This is a genomic window from Caulobacter sp. SRI_014 (assembly GCF_057586315.1).
In genome coordinates this window covers 388,802-403,480 of record NZ_JBYCZQ010000003.1, presented here as the reverse complement: position 1 = coordinate 403,480, position 14,679 = coordinate 388,802, and the positions used below count along the sequence as shown (strand labels likewise).

The window sequence follows — 14,679 nt, the reverse complement described above, 5'->3', positions numbered from 1 at the left end:
GCCATCCTACACCCTTGCATCGGCCTGTCCTGTCCGGAAGAGAGCGGCGGCTCTACAGGTAGAGCTCGTCGCCCTTCGGATGTTCGGGCGCCGCCTGCATGGCCGGGTCAGGCGCCCGCAGCAGGCGGCGGACGCGGCGCAGCAGCAGCTGGTCGTTGAACGGCTTGGCCAGATAGTCCTTGGCCCCCAGGCTGATGGCCCGGCGGACATCGTCGGCGGCGTTGCGGGCGGTCAGCATCAGGGTCGGCGGCGGGATGCGGCGGGTGCGCTTCAGCGCCTCCAGCATCTGGAAGCCGTCCATGCGCGGCATGCTGACGTCCAGCAGCATGGCGGCCGGCCGGTGCGAGGCCAGGGTGATCATCCCCTCGATGCCGTCGTTGGCGCAGACAGTGTGCAGGCCGTCGAGCTCCAGGCGGGTGCGCAACAGGTCGCGGATGTGTTCGTCGTCGTCGACAATCAGGACGAGGGGGGCGTCATGCCGCATTGCCGGCCTCCCGGGCAGCGGGGCCTTCGAGGGCCAGGTTGATGGCGGCCTGCAGGGCGGCCGGCTGGATCGGCTTGTCGATGACGCCGGCGAACACCCCGTCGATGCTTGCCTGGCGCTCTGCCGTGAAGGCCAGGATCGGCACGGCGTCGTTGGGCCCGCCTCCTTGGCGGATCGCCCGCGCCGCTTCGGGGCCGCCGAGCACGGGCATGCGCAGATCCATGAGGATGAGATCAAAGACGCCCTCGTTGGCCGCCCTCACCGCAGCGCCGCCGTCCGCGACCAGCTGGCACTCGGCGCCCATCGCCTCGAGCAGGGCGCGGGCCAGGTTGCGGTTGGCCGCGTTGTCGTCGGCCACCAGGATGCGCAGGCCCGTCAGGTCGGCCTCGGAACCGGCTTGAGCCTGGGTGGCCGAGGCGGCGGCGGCGAGGGGCGCGGGCAGCTCGAACCAGAAGGTCGAGCCCTGGCCTGGCGTGCTGTCGACGCCGATCTCGCCGCCCATGGCCTCGGCCAGACCCCGGCAGATGGCCAGGCCCAGGCCCGTGCCGCTGTGGCGCCGGGTCGAGGAGGCGTCGACCTGGGAGAACTTGCGGAACAGCAGGGCCTGGTGCTCGGGCAAAATGCCGGCCCCGGTGTCGGTGACCCCGACCCGTAGCCGGTCATTGGTCCAGCCCAGACGCACGCGGACGCCGCCCCGGTCGGTGAACTTCACGCCGTTGCCGATCAGGTTGAGCAGGATCTGGCGCAGGCGGCCCGGATCGAGCAGCAGGCCGGCGGGGGCATCTCCTTCCAGCGACAGGGTCAGGCCCTTGGCGTCGGCGTTGGCTTCGAACAGTTCGAGCGCCTCGCAGGCGACCGCGGCAGGCTCGCAGGCCTCGGGCCGGATCTCGACCTGGCCGGCTTCCAGCTTGGAGAAATCGAGGATGTCGTTGACCGTGGCCATCAGGGCCCGGCCGCCGTTCTGGATACGGCGGACATGATCCCGGGCCTTGTCCGGCAGGTCCGGGGTGGCGGCCAGCAGACCGGAGAAGCCGACGACGGCGGTCAGCGGCGTGCGGATTTCATGGCTCATGTTGGCCAGGAACTCGGCCTTGGCGGCGGCGGCGGCCTCGGCCGCGGCGCGGGCGGCGACCAGGTCGGCCTCCATGGCCTTGCGGCTGGTGATGTCGCGCAGAACGGAGACGGCCTCGACGATCTCGCCGGCCTCGTCGTGGATCAGCCTGGGACTGCCCTCCAGCCAGACTTCGCGGCCGTCCGGGGTGACGATGCGGTGCTCGCGGCGGGTCGAGCCGTCCGGCTCGATGCCCTCGAACAGGCTGTCGACCAAGGCCTGCGAGTGGGCCAGGTGGCCGGGCGCGACCAGGCTGAAGATCGACTGGCCGACCGCCGTCTCCGGATCGGCGCCGATGGCGCGGCAGGCCGGCGAGACGTAGCGGACGATGCCGTCGCGGCCGAAGCGGACCAGGATGTCGGAGACATTGTCGGCCAGGGTGCGGTAGCGCAGCTCGCTGTCGGCCAGGGCCTCTTCCATGGCCAGGCGTTCGGTGACGTCGCGCAGAATGGTGACGACCTCGGTGATCGCCCCCTCGGCGTCCCTGATGACACGCGGACTGCCCTCCATCCAGACCTCATGGCCATCCTTGGCCAGAACTCTGTGCAGGGGGCGGCTCACTGCGGTCCCGCCCAGCGTCTGGTTGATCATCGCGTTTGACGTCGCGCGATGGTCCGGAGCCACGAAATCGCTGATGAGTTGCCCGACGATATCCTCAGGTCGGTAACCCAGCCGCCCGCAGGCGGCGGAGATGTAGGTGACCCGGCCGTCAGGGGCGTAGCGGAGCAGAATGTCCGAAACCGATTCCGCCAGCGTCCGGTACCGTTCCTCGCTGGCGACAAGCGCGCTCTTCATGGTCCTGCGGGCGCTGACGTCGCGGATGACGACCACAATCTCGGAAGGCTGGCCATCCGCGTCCCGGACCAGCTTGAAATGGGCCTCGACCCAGACCGCCGAGCCGTCCTTGCGCACAGCCCTGAACTCCCGGGTCCGGTGCTCGGCGCCGTTGGCCATGTCGGCATAGACTTCGAACAGCTGCGGCCGGTCTTCCGGGTGGACGAAGGCCTGGGCGGTCCGGCCCGCCATTTCAGCCGGCTTGTAGCCCAGCAGGTCTTCGACGGCCGGCGAGATGTAGCCGCTGCGGCCGTCCAGCCGGATGCGGGTGATGACATCGCCCATGTTGTCGGCCAGGAGGCGGAAGCGGGCCTCGCCGCGGCGGGCCTCGTCCAGGACCGCGACCTGTTCGCTGATATCCTGCAGCACGCCGAAGACCGAGACCACGCCGCCATTGTCGTCGAACTCGCAGGCGGCCTTGCATGTGACCGTCCGCTCCCGCAGGTCGTGATCAGTCAGCCGGGCCTGGTATTCGAAGTCCACGCCCTTCTCGATGGCGGCGCGGAAATGGTTGCTCACCCGTTCGCGGTCTTCGGGGTGGTAGAAGCTGATCGTGTCGATGCTCTTGGGATCGAAGCGGTCCGGCGCCGTCCCATGAATGGAGAAGACGGCGTCGGACCAGGTCAGCTCGCGGTTGGCGCACTGGTATCGCCAGGCGCCGACGCCGGCCATCTGTTCGGCCAGGCCGATCAACGCATGTTCGCGGGCGGCGTCGCGGTCCTTCTTGCGAGCCTCCAGGCTCTCGACGACCATCTCGGCCAGCTGGACCAGACGATTGAGCTGGCGCTCGGAGGGGCGGGGGCGCGGAACGGTGTCAAAGACACAGAGGGTGCCCAGCGCCGCGCCCTCCGTGCTGGTCAGGACCGCGCCGGCGTAGAACCGAAGGCCGAGGCTGCCGGTCACAACCGGATAGTTATGAAAAATCGGGTGCCGGGTGGCGTCCTCGACGACCAGAACCCCGCCTCGGCCCAGGTCAAGGGCATGGTGGCAGAAGGCTTCGCTGCGCGGCGTGCCGCATTCGTCGACGCCAACGCGGGATTTGAACCACTGGCGGTCATGGTCGATGAGCGAGACGACCGACATGGGGGCGTCGAACAGGTCGGCGGCCAGGGCGGTCAGGCGGTCTAACGCCGGCTCCGGGGGGCTGTCGAGCACCTCGAGGGACCGCAGGACGGCAAGTCGGACAGATTCAGGCAAGCGCAACAAAGGAGACTCCGTTGGTCGGATTCCTGACCCCAGAGGCCTGCAAAGGTCTTAATTCCCGGTGCGGCGGGCTGACACAGGCTCAATACGAGATATCACCATTCTGTGTGTACCGCGTTGGCTCGGCCGGGCCAAAGGCGCTAACAAGGCCGGCCTCCTGGAGTGACCGTCATGCGTCTGCTGCTTGCCTTGTCCGCCCTCGCTCTCATCGCCAGCCCGGCCCTGGCCCGGCAGGTTGATCCCAAGGCGCTGTCGGAGGACACAAAGGTGCTGGCCTCGGACGCGTTCGAGGGCCGGGCGCCAGGCTCGGCGGCCGAGCAGAAGACGGTCGATTTCATCATCAAGAGGTTCAAGGAGTCCGGGCTGGAGCCGGGCGGGGAGAACGGCGGCTGGACCCAGACGGTGCCGCTGGTCCGCACCCAGGTGCAGCCGGGCGGCGCGATGGCCTTCACCGTGAGTGGCAAGGCGCGGCCGCTGGAGCAGTTCAAGGACATCTACGTCAACACGGTGCGGCCGACCGACAGCATCGCGGTCAAGGACGCGCCGCTGATCTTCGTCGGCTATGGCGTCAGCGCGCCGGAGCGTGGCTGGGACGACTACAAGGGCGTCGATGTGAAGGGGAAGATCGTCGTCTTCCTGATCAACGATCCCGACTTCGAGGCGGCGGCCGGAGAGCCCGTCGCCGGCAAGTTCAGCGGCCAGGGCATGACCTTCTACGGCCGCTGGGTCTACAAGTACGAGGAGGCCGCCCGGCGGGGGGCGGCCGGGGCGCTGATCATTCACGAGACGCCCGGCGCCGGCTACGGCTGGATTACCGTGGTCGCCCCGCGCGGCGAGAACTTCGATGTCGCCCGGGCCGACGGCGGGGCCGGGCGCGTGCCGTTCCAGGGCTGGATCGAACGCGGCGTGGCGGCCGACCTGCTGGCCGCGTCAGGCCTCGACCTGGAGATCCTGAAGAAAGAGGCCCGGACGGCCGGTTTCAAACCCGTCGAGCTGAAGGGCGCGACCTTCAGCGCCGATGTCGCGGTCAGCCACACCCGGGTCCAGAGCCAGAACGTGCTGGGCAAGATCACGGGGAGCAAACGCCCGGATGAGACGGTGGCCTATGCCGGCCACTGGGACGCCTATGGCCTGGCCGACAAGCCGGACGCGGCCGGCAAGCGGGTGCGGCCGGGGGCTCTGGACGACGCCATCGGCATCGCCGGCCTGTTCGAGATCGCCCGCAACCTGAAGGCCGGGCCGGCGCCGGAGCGGACGGTGCTGTTCGCCGCCTGGACCGCGGAGGAGCGAGGCCTGCTGGGTTCGGAGTACTTCGCGCAGCATCCGACCGTCGCGCTGGAGAAGATGGCCGGGGCCTACACCCTCGACGTGCTGCAGCCGGTGGGGCCGGCCAGGGACGTCGTGCTGGTCGGGGCTGGGCAGAATGATCTGGAGGACAGCCTGGCGGTGGCGGCGAAGGCCCAGGGCCGGGTGATCACCCCCGACGCCAAGCCCGAGCGCGGCCTCTTCTACCGCGCCGACCACTTCTCGCTGGCCAAGCGCGGGGTGCCGGTCATCCTGCTGATGGCGCTGGGCGGCGGGGCCGACCTGGTCGAGGGCGGCCGGGCGGCCGGCGACCAGTGGGTCACGGACTATACGGCCACGGCCTATCACCAGACCGGCGACGCCTGGAGCGCCGACTGGGACCTGCGCGGGGCGGCGATGGACGTCGCCCTGGTGCTGGAGGCCGGCAAGGCGCTGGCCAACAGCAGCGATTGGCCGGGCTGGAAGGCGGGATCGGAGTTCGGACCGGTGCGCGAGGCTTCGGCCGCGAGGCGCAAGCCCTAGCTGGCGGCGGCCTCGGCGGCGGCGATGCCGCTTTCCCCGACCTGGCCGATGACCGTGGCGATGCCCAGGACGTGCATGACGCCGTCGACGAAACGGATCTCGTCGTCGGCGAAGACCGGGCTGCGCTTGATCAGGGCGGCGTCGCGCAGGGTCAGGCGCAGCACCAGGTCCTTGGGTTGGTGACCATTGGCCAGGGCCTCGTCGAGCCGCTTGCGCAGCTGTGCCATGGTCATCGGCGGGGCGGGGACTGGGGTCTTGGACATGCGGCGCCTTTCGCCCCCGACGTCCCGCGGCGCGGGACCAGATATCGGGCAGGTCGGCAGAACAGGCCGGCAGGGTTCCTTGCGAATGCGGAACGGTCAGGCACTCTAGCACGGCTCATGGAACCGTGGGGCCTAATCGTCAGGCCCCGGCCCAACCCGCTCGGCGAGCACGGCCTCGGCGTCGCGCAGGCAGAGGCGGTGATAGCGGCGGGTGGCCGGGTCGTCGCCGACCGTCTCGGCCCGGTGCCAGGCGGCGAGCCGGACGAGGTCGTCGGGGCTAAGCGGCCGGGCGCCCCGACCGGCCAGGGGCAGCGGTCCGCCGAGCGCGAGGATTTCGCCGCCGCAGCGCCAGTAGCGGGCAAGCGTATCGGGGGCGGGCCTCAAGAGATCGGCCCGCTGATCAGGAAGGCGCGGCCCTGGCAATCCAGCCAGCCCTTGCGCGGAGCCGGCGGCGGCAGGCGGCGGCAGAAGCGCAGGCCCGCTCGATCGAAACTGTAGGCAAGGCCGCCGTCGGCGGCGGGTTGGAAGAAGACCCGGCCATAGTCGGGCTCGCGTGAGCCATCAGGGCGGAGTCGGGGCAGGGTGGCGAACCACGCCGGGTCGGCATGGCTCACCGGTCGCGAGGACGCGGTCAGGGGCGGCTCCTGGGATGTGGGGATGCGGAGCAGTATAAAACATACAGGATCGGCCGGTCAAGTCAGGCGAAAGGCGCGGTTCACAACCCAGGGGCGTTGGCGCGGGCGCTACGGCCTTTGACGGCTCGGCAATAACCCCAAATTGGGCAAACAGCCTTTTTGTCGCATGGACCCCGGGGGCCGGCGCGCTACCTAGCTGGCGGGACAAAACCGCTGTTTTTTTGACTGCAGGATCGTGCGGGGGGCCGCCGGACCGCTTCGAAGGATTGGGAACTGACGTTGAAGGGTATTCCGAACGATCCGGCGCTTCGCACGCCTACGCAGGAACGCTTTCTGCTGAAGTTGGGGATGGACTACTTCCTGCGGCAGCTGTCGGTGCTCAGCGCGCCGTTCGAGGGCGACGTCCTGCTGGCGGCGACCTTCGTGGCGATCGCCCAGGCGAGTGTGAAGCACCTCAATGAGCCGGGTCTGCCCAGTCCGCTGGCGGTGGAGGGGGTGTTCCCAGACGGGATGCGGCGACCGGTGACCATTGCATCGGTGGCCCGGACCCTGGGTCTGCCGCGGGAGACAGCGCGGCGGTACGTGCACCGGCTGATCGCCAGCGGCCATTGCCGCCCGGTCGGGGTGCGCGGGGTGACGGTGCCGGGGGAGGTGCTGCGCTCGGAGGCGATGAACGCCCTGGCCCGCGAGCATGTCGAGGCGATGCGCGACCTGTTCGACGGCTATGAGCGCAGCCGGGACATGCTTCAGCCCTGACCGGGGCGACCCGCGATCAGACTGATCACCAGCATGAGGGCCGCGGCGCCAAGGGCGGCGAGGCCGACCTGGGGCTTGTCGCCGTGCTCGGCGGCCCAGACGGCGATCAGACCCCAGACGATCGGCAGGCCATAGGCCAGGTGGCGCAGGCGCCAGATGACGCCGGCCCCGACCAGCAGCACGCCGGCGATGCCCGCGAACGCGGCTGGCCGGGCGAGGTCCGGACCGATCAGGCCCCAGGCGGTCAGGACGGTGATCAGGTTGATGAAGCTGGCGATGGTCAGCCAGCCGGCCAGCAGGCCCAGCGGCCAGAAGATGAAGAACCGCGTGCCCGGTCCGACCTCGCGCCCATGCGGCCGGGCGCGGAGCAGGCCGGTGGTCACCGCGGCGGCCGAGGTGACGATGATCAGGACGCTGAGCGCCTTCTGGTCGAAGGCCGCCGCGAACAGCCAGGCGGCGCAGCCGAGCAGGGCGATGACCGAGGGCCAGGCGACGGCCCGCAAGGGCGCCGACTCCGGCGTCTGACGCACCAGCTGCCAGACCCCGTAGACGAAGACGCCCAGGTAGATCAGCCCCCAAATCGAGAAGGCGTAGGGGGCGGCCCGCAACGTCTGATCGCCGTTGTCGGCGAAGGTGGCGGCGTCCATCAGCCCGAGGCTGGACAGCACCGGGGCGGCGCCGATGGCGAGGAGGACGGCGGCCATCACGGCGATGGACCGGCCGGCGGGTTTGACGGGGCGTTCGAAGGTCATGGCGCCCATGTAGGCCTGAACGTCCGGCGGTCGAGGCGGTTCGCTCACACCCGCAGCCCCATGAACGGCAGGGCCCAGAGCAGTTCGACGTCCTCGAGCGGCTTGTAGCGGGTGTTGATACTTTCAAGGGTCCAGAGGCCGGGCGCGGCGCCGCGGCGCAGGATCTTGACCATCTTCCGGCCGTCGGCGAGGCGGGCCATGACCTCCTGCCCGACCAGGGGGCTGGGATCGTCATAGCGGCGGCCGAAGATCAGGTGCTCGCCGTGGCGGAAGCGCGGCATCATGCTCTCGCCATCGACGGTCAGGACGATGCCGTCCTCGGGCACCATGGGGTCCAGCCAGTCGTGGGCGGCGCCCATCTCGTAGTCGTCGTCGAACAGGGCCTCGGCCCCGGCCGCCACCTTGCCCAGCACCGGCAGGCCGGCGCGCCTGGCCTTCATCGCCCCCTTGCCGGCGTACAGCCACTCGGCCCGCACCCCGAAGGCGCGGGCGTAGTCCTCGGCCTTGCGGAAGGAGAAGCTGGCGTTGCCGTTCTCGTTGCTGGCGTAGGTGTTGAGGTTCCAGCCGTGGGCCCGGGCCGCCTCGGCCGCCGAGCCCAGACCCTTGGCGCGGCGGGCGCGGCGCAGGCGTTCGGCGGCGCCCCTGAGAAGAGGGGCGGCATGAGGCGAAGACAGGTCGGCGGGCGGGCTCATGTAGGAAACCTACGTTAATTCCTGTATGTTGTCTACAGATGGGGGTTGAGTTCAGTCTGTATATTTAGTACAGTACCATCATGCCCGATACGACACCCCATCGGAGCCACCGCGACGTCATCGCCGTCGCGGGCGGCGCCTCGCGGCTGGCCCGGATGCTGAAATGCCCGGCCGGCCGCGCCCATCAATGGAAGCGCCTGGACTCGATTCCGCCGCGCTACTGGGCGGCCATCGTGCTGCGTGGCCACGCCAGCCTGGAAGAGCTGGCCGGGGCGGCGGCGCGGCGGCTGCGCGACAAACCCGGCTGACGGCGCGGCGCCCAAGCCCCCTTTTCCCTTCCCCCTTTTCCCTTCCCCCTGTTCACGAGTGACCGACATGCAGATCGTCGCCGACCCCGGCGCGGCGGGGTGTTCCCGCGCGCCTGTTTCCCAACCTTGTCGCCGCATCCGGGCCGAATGGCCGGGCGAGCGGCTGGACCAGCTTCGCCGCCTGTTCGACGCCGGGCTGTCGCACCTGCTGATCGCCGGCCGCATGGGCGTCGCCAAGGGGGTGATCAGCGCCAAGCTGGCCCGGCTCGGCTGGCGGCGCGGCGAGACGCGGGAGGCGGTGACGCCGATGCGCACCCTGCCGCCGCTGGTGGTCGAGCCCGCGCGCATGCGGCGGCTGGAGGATCTGGGCGAGGACGACTGCCACTGGCCGGTGGCCGAGGACGCGCGGGGGGTGCAGCTGTTCTGCGGCTGCGCCCGGGCCGGGAAGGCCTTCTATTGCGAGGGCCACCGCGCCCGCTCGGTGCGGCGCCCCCGCGCCTGGGAGCGCAAGGCCATGGAGCCGCGCGAGCCGGTGCGCCGCGAGGGCATGGGCTGGGACCGGTTCAAGGCCGAAGGGCCGGCGAAGGAGGAATGGTGAGCGCCTGGCCCCGAAGCCATCGGCGGATCATCGAGGAGGCCGGCGGGCCCAAGGCGCTGGCCAGGACGCTGAACTTCAAGCCGGACACGGTGCGCGGCTGGCGAACCCGGAACAGCATTCCGGGCTGGCACTGGCCCGAGGTGATCGTCGCCACCGGGGTAACCCCCGAGGAACTGCAGGCTGCGATCCTGGCCCGCAAGGCCGGCGTCCCGGCCGATGACGAAGCGCGGCCGAGCCGGACCGCCAAGACCGCCGCTGGTGCGGCGCGGCGCCAGCTGGAGGTCTTCTGCCAGACCATCGACGTGCCCGGCGTCGGGACGCGGCGGCAGGGCGATCCGCCCCTGCTGGCGGCCCATCACCTGCTGTGGCTGGAAAAGCTGGAGGCGGTCGAGCGCGGCGAGATCCGCCGGCTGATGGGCTTCATGCCGCCGGGGTCGGCCAAGTCGACCTATGCAGTGGATGTGTTCACGCCCTGGTTCCTCGGGCTGGAGCCCAACCGCAGCGTGCTGGTCGTCACCTACGCCACGGCCCTGGCGGCGCGGCGGGGCCGCAAGGCGCGTAGCGTCACCCGCCAGCCGGTCTTCGCAGGGGTGATGGACGTGCGCCCCGAGAAGACCCGGGCCAGCGCCATCGACTGGGCGCTGGACAACGGCAGCGAGTGGATGGGGGCCGGCATGCTGGCCGGGATCACCGGCAACCGGGCCGACTTGATCGTCATCGACGACCCGGTGAAGGGCCGGGCCGAGGCCGACAGCGAGCTGATCCGCCGCCGCACCCGCGAGGAGTTCGACGACACCGTCCGTACACGGTTGAAGGCCGGCGGCCGGATCGTGCTGATCCAGACCCGCTGGCATGAGGACGACCTGGCGGGCGGGCTGTTGCCGGCCGACTACGACGGCCGTTCGGGGCCGGTGCAATGCCGCGACGGCGAGGTCTGGGAGGTGGTCAACATCCCGGCCCAGGCCGAGCGGGCCGACGATCCGCTGGGCCGGCCGGTCGGCGGGCTGCTGTGGCCGGAATACTGGGGCGAGGACCACTGGCGCCAGTTCCGGCAGAACCCTCGGACCTGGAACGCCCTGTATCAACAGCGGCCGAGGCCCGAGGAGGGCGGCTATTTCCAGCGCTCCTGGTTTAGGCGGTTCCAGGAGGAGGAGCTGCCCAAGGCCCTGCGCTACTACGGCTCCAGCGACTATGCGGTCAGCGAGGGGCGGGGCGATTTCACCCGGCTGACGGTGTGGGGCGTCGACGAGCGGCTGAACCTGTGGCGAGTGGCCAGCTGGGGCGGCCAGACCAGCAGCGATGTCTGGATCGAGCGCCAGTGCGACCTGATCGCCGACTACCGGGGCCGGGGCGGCGTCCGCCGCTGGTTCGGCGAGGCGGGGGTGATCCAGCGGGCCATCGAGCCGATGCTGAAGGCCAAGCTGAAGCAGCGGCGGCTGAGCTGTTCCCTGGAGTGGCTGGGCTCGGCCCAGGACAAGCCGACCCGGGCCCGGGCGGCCCAGGCCCTGGTGCGCGAGGGGCGGATCTTCGTGCGCGACGACGGCGACGGGGACTGTTTCATCGACGAGTGCGTGGCGTTTCCGGCCGGGCGGCATGACGACGAGGTGGATTGCCTGTCGCTGATGGGCCGGGTCATCGACCGCCTGACGCCGCCCGTGCCGAGGTGGCGGCCGTTGCCGGAGTATGCGGAGAGCTACAACCCGCTGGACCCGCCGAGGGGGGACGAGGGCTGGGTGGGGTGGGAGTTTGCGGAGATGATGCGGGGGATCGACAACTAGGCGGCAGCCGGCGCCGTCCGCAGGATTTTCGCCATCGGCCGGCCCTTGGCCAGTTCATCGATCAGTTTGTCGAGGTAGCGGATTTCCCGCATCAGCGGGTCGGTGATCTCTTCGATGCGGACGCCGCAGATGACGCCCTTGATCTCGGTGCGGGCCGGATTGAGGGCGGGGGCCTGGCCGAAGAAGGTCTCGAAGTCGGTCTTGTCGGCCAGGTGGGCGGCGAACTGCCCGGGGCTGTAGCCGGTCATCCAGAGGATGATCTCGTCGACCTCGGTCCGGGTGCGGCCCTTCTTTTCGGCCTTGGCGATGTAGAGCGTGTGGACGCTGGCGAAGCTCATCTTGAAGATTCTGTGGCCGGACATTGCGCGCTCCTCAGCCGGGGGTCGCGACTATAGCGGTCTCGGCGGTGCAGGGCGATGGCCGGGTGGTTGACCATGGCCGGACGAGGGCGAGGGTGCCTCCGGGCCTTGGCGCCGACGCCTTCTGGATCATGTCAGCCAACCCCACGCCGTGACCCGCCTACGCCTGCGGCGCGCTCTATCCAGGGAAACAATGCGACTGGCTCCTAGTTTGGAATAATCTGCCCGGACGCCGCAATAGCTCCCAAGCGCATCAAACTGAAGTGCTGCGGCAAACAACAGCGCGGTCAGGCGGCGAAGGAAGCGCTTCGGCAGGGCAATCGGTTGTTCGAATGGCAGGACAGGACGTTGACCGCTTTGCGGGCCAAGCCGTAACAGAGGCAATCGATGAGCGGTGGGAACGTACCGCTGTCGTGATTAGTTGGCATGGGTCTTGAACGAATCCGCGTCACGGGCAGATTGCTCTAGCATCAGGTGGGAGTGCGACATGGCGGTCGAGGTTCTCGAGCGGACAGCATCAGTCGTGGTTCTCGGGAGTTTCAATCCACGCATCTTCCAGCCGGAATGGCTCCGGTCCCAAAAGATCATCGGCCAATCAGAGGCTAGTGAAGCACTCGCTGATTCCATCGAGTTTATCCATCCGGAAGTGACTTCCCTGCGATTAACGAACATGAGGTTGGTCGTTGAGCCAGAGCGATTTTTCGTCATATCGACCCAAGAGCCGTGGGAGCGCCTGAAAGATTTTGTAACCAGTTGCTTTCTCCTTCTGCCCCACACCCCATGTCGCGCGGTCGGCATCAATTACACGCACGCCTTCAGAGCCAGTTCGCGGGACCAATGGGATAAACTCGGCGACCTACTCGCTCCAAAGGATCCTTGGGCAAATTTGCTTGGTAATGAGCCTGGTGAGCGGATTGGCGGTCTGCGGTCCATGACGATGGAACGAAACCGTCGCCCGGACTCACACGCCGGATATTCCCGGGTGACGGTCGAGGCACTGGAAACTGGCGCTCCGGATACCAAAATCAGTACAAACGATCACTTCCAGCTGGACTCAAATGTTGACGGGTCTGGACAGGGTGTGGTGAAGCTCATCGACGGGGACTGGGATGCATCCATGCAGCGATCCCAGGATTTGGCAGCTAGCATAGTGGATTTGGCAAATGGCCTTTGACGGCGGTCTCCAAACGTCTGACTGGTCTCTACGTCCAACAGCGCCAACCGACGCTGAGTTGAAGCTGCAAGCCGCGTTCCCGACGCCTCCTTCAAGCACCTCAGCTAGAGAGATCGCTCCGACAGAAAGCGAGATTCGCCGCGAGCGGCCGCCAGTGAGCCCGCCTCGGCGCCCGGCAATTCACATTGATCTAGAGTCTCGCCTGACCGTCCTCCAAACTTGGGAAGGTTTTGTCGAAGAAATTGACGAGGAGGAAGGTACGTTCCGCGGTCGGCTAATGGATTTGTCGGCGGATGACACTGACGAGGAGTTCGCGGTGTTTTCGATCGACGATGTCGACCCTGATGACCGGGAGCTTCTGGTGATCGGCGGTGTTTTTCGCTGGATCATCGGTTACCGCGACATGCGTCACGGCAGGCGTGCGCGTGAGTCATCCATAGTATTTCGTCGCTTGCCGGCTTATTCAATTGCCGACATCGAAGCCGCTAAGGCTAGGGGTGAGCGGCGAGCGAATGCTTTTCGAGCAATCTAACTACGCTTCAGCACCCAAGTCTGACCAGCTGGAAGTCGCACTGATCGGTCCTGGCTATGGAGAGTCGGTGCTCTTCCACATAGGTGACGGGCAGTGGTTCGCGATCGACTCCTGCGTCGCGAAGGGGGATCCAAAGTCAGCTTCGCTCCGCTACTTGGAAGACATTGGCGCTGACCTCGGGAAGGTGTTCGCGATTGCGGCCTCACACTGGGATGACGATCATGTCAGGGGGCTGGCGGGATTGGTAAGCGCCTGTCCCTCTGCCAGCTTCATCATGGCCAAGGCCTTCGTCGCCGCCGAGTTCACCGCTTACATCGAACATCATACAACGCCGTTGACGACGAAGGTTCGGGGCGGGGCGCAGGAAATGCGCAATGTTCTCGATGTGCTGGAGGCCGCAGGCCGAACAGACATAATAGCGGCTTACCCAAACCGCTGCATCTACGGCCCGGCTGATCTGACCACGTCCCATGGACAGCCGATCGAAATTTTCACGCTGTCCCCTTCTGATGCTGAGTACGAGAACTTTCTAAACTGGGTGGCTTCCCAACTGCCTTCGGTACAGCAGACACGGAGAGTTGCCGTGTCGAGGATCAAGAACGACCTTTCAGTAGTCGTGCTGGTTTCGGTCGGTGACGATGCCATGCTGTTTGGCGGTGACCTGGAAGAAGAAGGAAGTCCAGATACTGGATGGACTGCCATCCTTAAGCGCACAGGGCGACCGCCAAACCGCTCAAATGTCCTCAAGGTGGCGCACCATGGCTCGCATAATGGCGACCACCCCGGTATCTGGTCAGAGCTGATGCAAGGGAGCCGGGTTGCGATCTTGGCTCCGTTCCGTCGCGGTCGTGTAAGCTTGCCAAAAGACACCGACATCGAGCGCATTTTGGTGAATGCTGACGATGCTTACTCCACCTCTCAGCTGACAGGGTCTCCGCTGCCCAAGCGGCATCCGGCCGTCGAAAGGACTATCAAGGAAGCCGCCATTGAGCACGGGGCGTTAGCCCAACGACCGGGCATGCTGAGGCTTCGGAAGACTGCTGGCGATCCAGGCAACTGGGCCATCGAGACTTTCGGGCGCGCTGTCCATCTCTCGAAGGTCTATGGCTAATTGCGGCCTCACAAAGCGATCAGTCTTACTAATTACATACCCGTAACCTCATTACATCTGCGTTATTCTCTTACATCGGCGTCATGACGCAAGCTTAACAAGCGTTTTCAGGTCTCCTTCAGTATACCTCCAATCACCGCAGCGCAGGGACGCGCTCGGAGACACAAACAGAGGGACTACTGCAATGACCGTTCGTATCGCCAACCTGGCCAGCCTGCTTCTCGCCGCGCTGCCCGTCGTCGCCATCCTGGGCATCGCCCAA

General features: G+C 67.7%; 16 protein-coding genes. 8 read left to right on the top strand and 8 right to left on the bottom strand.

Going from position 1 to position 14,679, the window contains the following annotated elements:
• Positions 1-52: 52 nt before the first annotated feature.
• Complete coding sequence (locus AC2YG9_RS10520; protein ID WP_487297919.1) at positions 53-484, bottom strand: response regulator; 432 nt, start codon at positions 482-484, stop codon at positions 53-55.
• A complete protein-coding gene (locus tag AC2YG9_RS10515) occupies positions 474-3,626 on the bottom strand; it encodes a PAS domain S-box protein (RefSeq protein ID WP_487297918.1) in 3,153 nt (1,050 codons plus the stop codon). The genes AC2YG9_RS10520 and AC2YG9_RS10515 overlap by 11 nt, the downstream gene beginning before the upstream one ends.
• Positions 3,627-3,803: 177 nt before the next feature.
• Between AC2YG9_RS10515 and AC2YG9_RS10510 the strand changes: the two genes are divergently transcribed.
• Positions 3,804-5,459 carry a M20/M25/M40 family metallo-hydrolase gene (locus tag AC2YG9_RS10510; RefSeq protein WP_487297917.1) on the top strand — a complete coding sequence of 552 codons (1,656 nt, stop codon included), beginning with the start codon at positions 3,804-3,806 and terminating at the stop codon, positions 5,457-5,459.
• Here AC2YG9_RS10510 and AC2YG9_RS10505 read toward each other — a convergent pair.
• From AC2YG9_RS10505 to AC2YG9_RS10495, 3 genes are all read right to left on the bottom strand, one after another.
• Positions 5,456-5,722 carry a hypothetical protein gene (locus tag AC2YG9_RS10505; RefSeq protein WP_487297916.1) on the bottom strand — a complete coding sequence of 89 codons (267 nt, stop codon included), beginning with the start codon at positions 5,720-5,722 and terminating at the stop codon, positions 5,456-5,458. The two genes, AC2YG9_RS10510 and AC2YG9_RS10505, sit on opposite strands and share 4 nt — an antisense overlap.
• 132 nt (positions 5,723-5,854) lie before the next feature.
• Positions 5,855-6,106: a hypothetical protein gene (locus AC2YG9_RS10500; protein ID WP_487297915.1), complete on the bottom strand. Its 252-nt coding sequence runs from the start codon at positions 6,104-6,106 to the stop codon at positions 5,855-5,857.
• The gene (locus AC2YG9_RS10495; RefSeq protein ID WP_487297914.1) at positions 6,103-6,336 is read right to left on the bottom strand and encodes a hypothetical protein; all 234 of its coding nucleotides are present in this window, start codon (positions 6,334-6,336) and stop codon (positions 6,103-6,105) included. Before AC2YG9_RS10495 ends, AC2YG9_RS10500 begins: the two co-directional genes overlap by 4 nt.
• A 369-nt stretch (positions 6,337-6,705) precedes the next feature.
• On the opposite strand from AC2YG9_RS10495, the gene AC2YG9_RS10490 reads away from it, so the two are divergent.
• A complete protein-coding gene (locus tag AC2YG9_RS10490) occupies positions 6,706-7,113 on the top strand; it encodes a hypothetical protein (RefSeq protein ID WP_487297913.1) in 408 nt (135 codons plus the stop codon).
• Here AC2YG9_RS10490 and AC2YG9_RS10485 read toward each other — a convergent pair.
• Both AC2YG9_RS10485 and AC2YG9_RS10480 read right to left on the bottom strand, forming a co-directional pair.
• Positions 7,104-7,913, bottom strand: a complete 810-nt coding sequence (locus tag AC2YG9_RS10485; protein ID WP_487297912.1) for a hypothetical protein — start codon at positions 7,911-7,913, stop codon at positions 7,104-7,106. The two genes, AC2YG9_RS10490 and AC2YG9_RS10485, sit on opposite strands and share 10 nt — an antisense overlap.
• Positions 7,910-8,557: a S24 family peptidase gene (locus AC2YG9_RS10480; RefSeq protein WP_487297911.1), complete on the bottom strand. Its 648-nt coding sequence runs from the start codon at positions 8,555-8,557 to the stop codon at positions 7,910-7,912. Before AC2YG9_RS10480 ends, AC2YG9_RS10485 begins: the two co-directional genes overlap by 4 nt.
• A gap of 80 nt (positions 8,558-8,637) precedes the next feature.
• Here AC2YG9_RS10480 and AC2YG9_RS10475 point away from each other — a divergent pair, with 80 nt between their 5' ends.
• From AC2YG9_RS10475 to AC2YG9_RS10465, 3 genes are all read left to right on the top strand, one after another.
• Positions 8,638-8,865 (top strand): hypothetical protein, encoded by a 228-nt coding sequence (locus tag AC2YG9_RS10475; protein ID WP_487297910.1) that lies wholly within the window; start codon positions 8,638-8,640, stop codon positions 8,863-8,865.
• Between the two features lie 67 nt (positions 8,866-8,932).
• Positions 8,933-9,463, top strand: coding sequence for a GcrA family cell cycle regulator (locus tag AC2YG9_RS10470; RefSeq protein ID WP_487297909.1), 531 nt, complete (start codon positions 8,933-8,935; stop codon positions 9,461-9,463).
• Complete coding sequence (locus AC2YG9_RS10465; protein ID WP_487297908.1) at positions 9,460-11,241, top strand: carph-isopro domain-containing protein; 1,782 nt, start codon at positions 9,460-9,462, stop codon at positions 11,239-11,241. The genes AC2YG9_RS10470 and AC2YG9_RS10465 overlap by 4 nt, the downstream gene beginning before the upstream one ends.
• Here AC2YG9_RS10465 and AC2YG9_RS10460 read toward each other — a convergent pair.
• Entirely contained in the window at positions 11,238-11,603 is a 366-nt protein-coding gene (locus AC2YG9_RS10460) for a DUF2200 domain-containing protein (RefSeq protein ID WP_487297907.1), read from the bottom strand. The genes AC2YG9_RS10465 and AC2YG9_RS10460 overlap by 4 nt on opposite strands.
• Before the next feature lie 484 nt (positions 11,604-12,087).
• Here AC2YG9_RS10460 and AC2YG9_RS10455 point away from each other — a divergent pair, with 484 nt between their 5' ends.
• From AC2YG9_RS10455 to AC2YG9_RS10445, 3 genes are read left to right on the top strand one after another with little or no spacing between them, the layout of a single operon-like run.
• Complete coding sequence (locus tag AC2YG9_RS10455; RefSeq protein ID WP_487297906.1) at positions 12,088-12,774, top strand: hypothetical protein; 687 nt, start codon at positions 12,088-12,090, stop codon at positions 12,772-12,774.
• Positions 12,764-13,306, top strand: a complete 543-nt coding sequence (locus AC2YG9_RS10450) for a hypothetical protein (RefSeq protein ID WP_487297905.1) — start codon at positions 12,764-12,766, stop codon at positions 13,304-13,306. The genes AC2YG9_RS10455 and AC2YG9_RS10450 overlap by 11 nt, the downstream gene beginning before the upstream one ends.
• Positions 13,287-14,417 carry a ComEC/Rec2 family competence protein gene (locus AC2YG9_RS10445; RefSeq protein WP_487297904.1) on the top strand — a complete coding sequence of 377 codons (1,131 nt, stop codon included), beginning with the start codon at positions 13,287-13,289 and terminating at the stop codon, positions 14,415-14,417. Before AC2YG9_RS10450 ends, AC2YG9_RS10445 begins: the two co-directional genes overlap by 20 nt.
• Positions 14,418-14,679 lie beyond the last annotated feature (262 nt).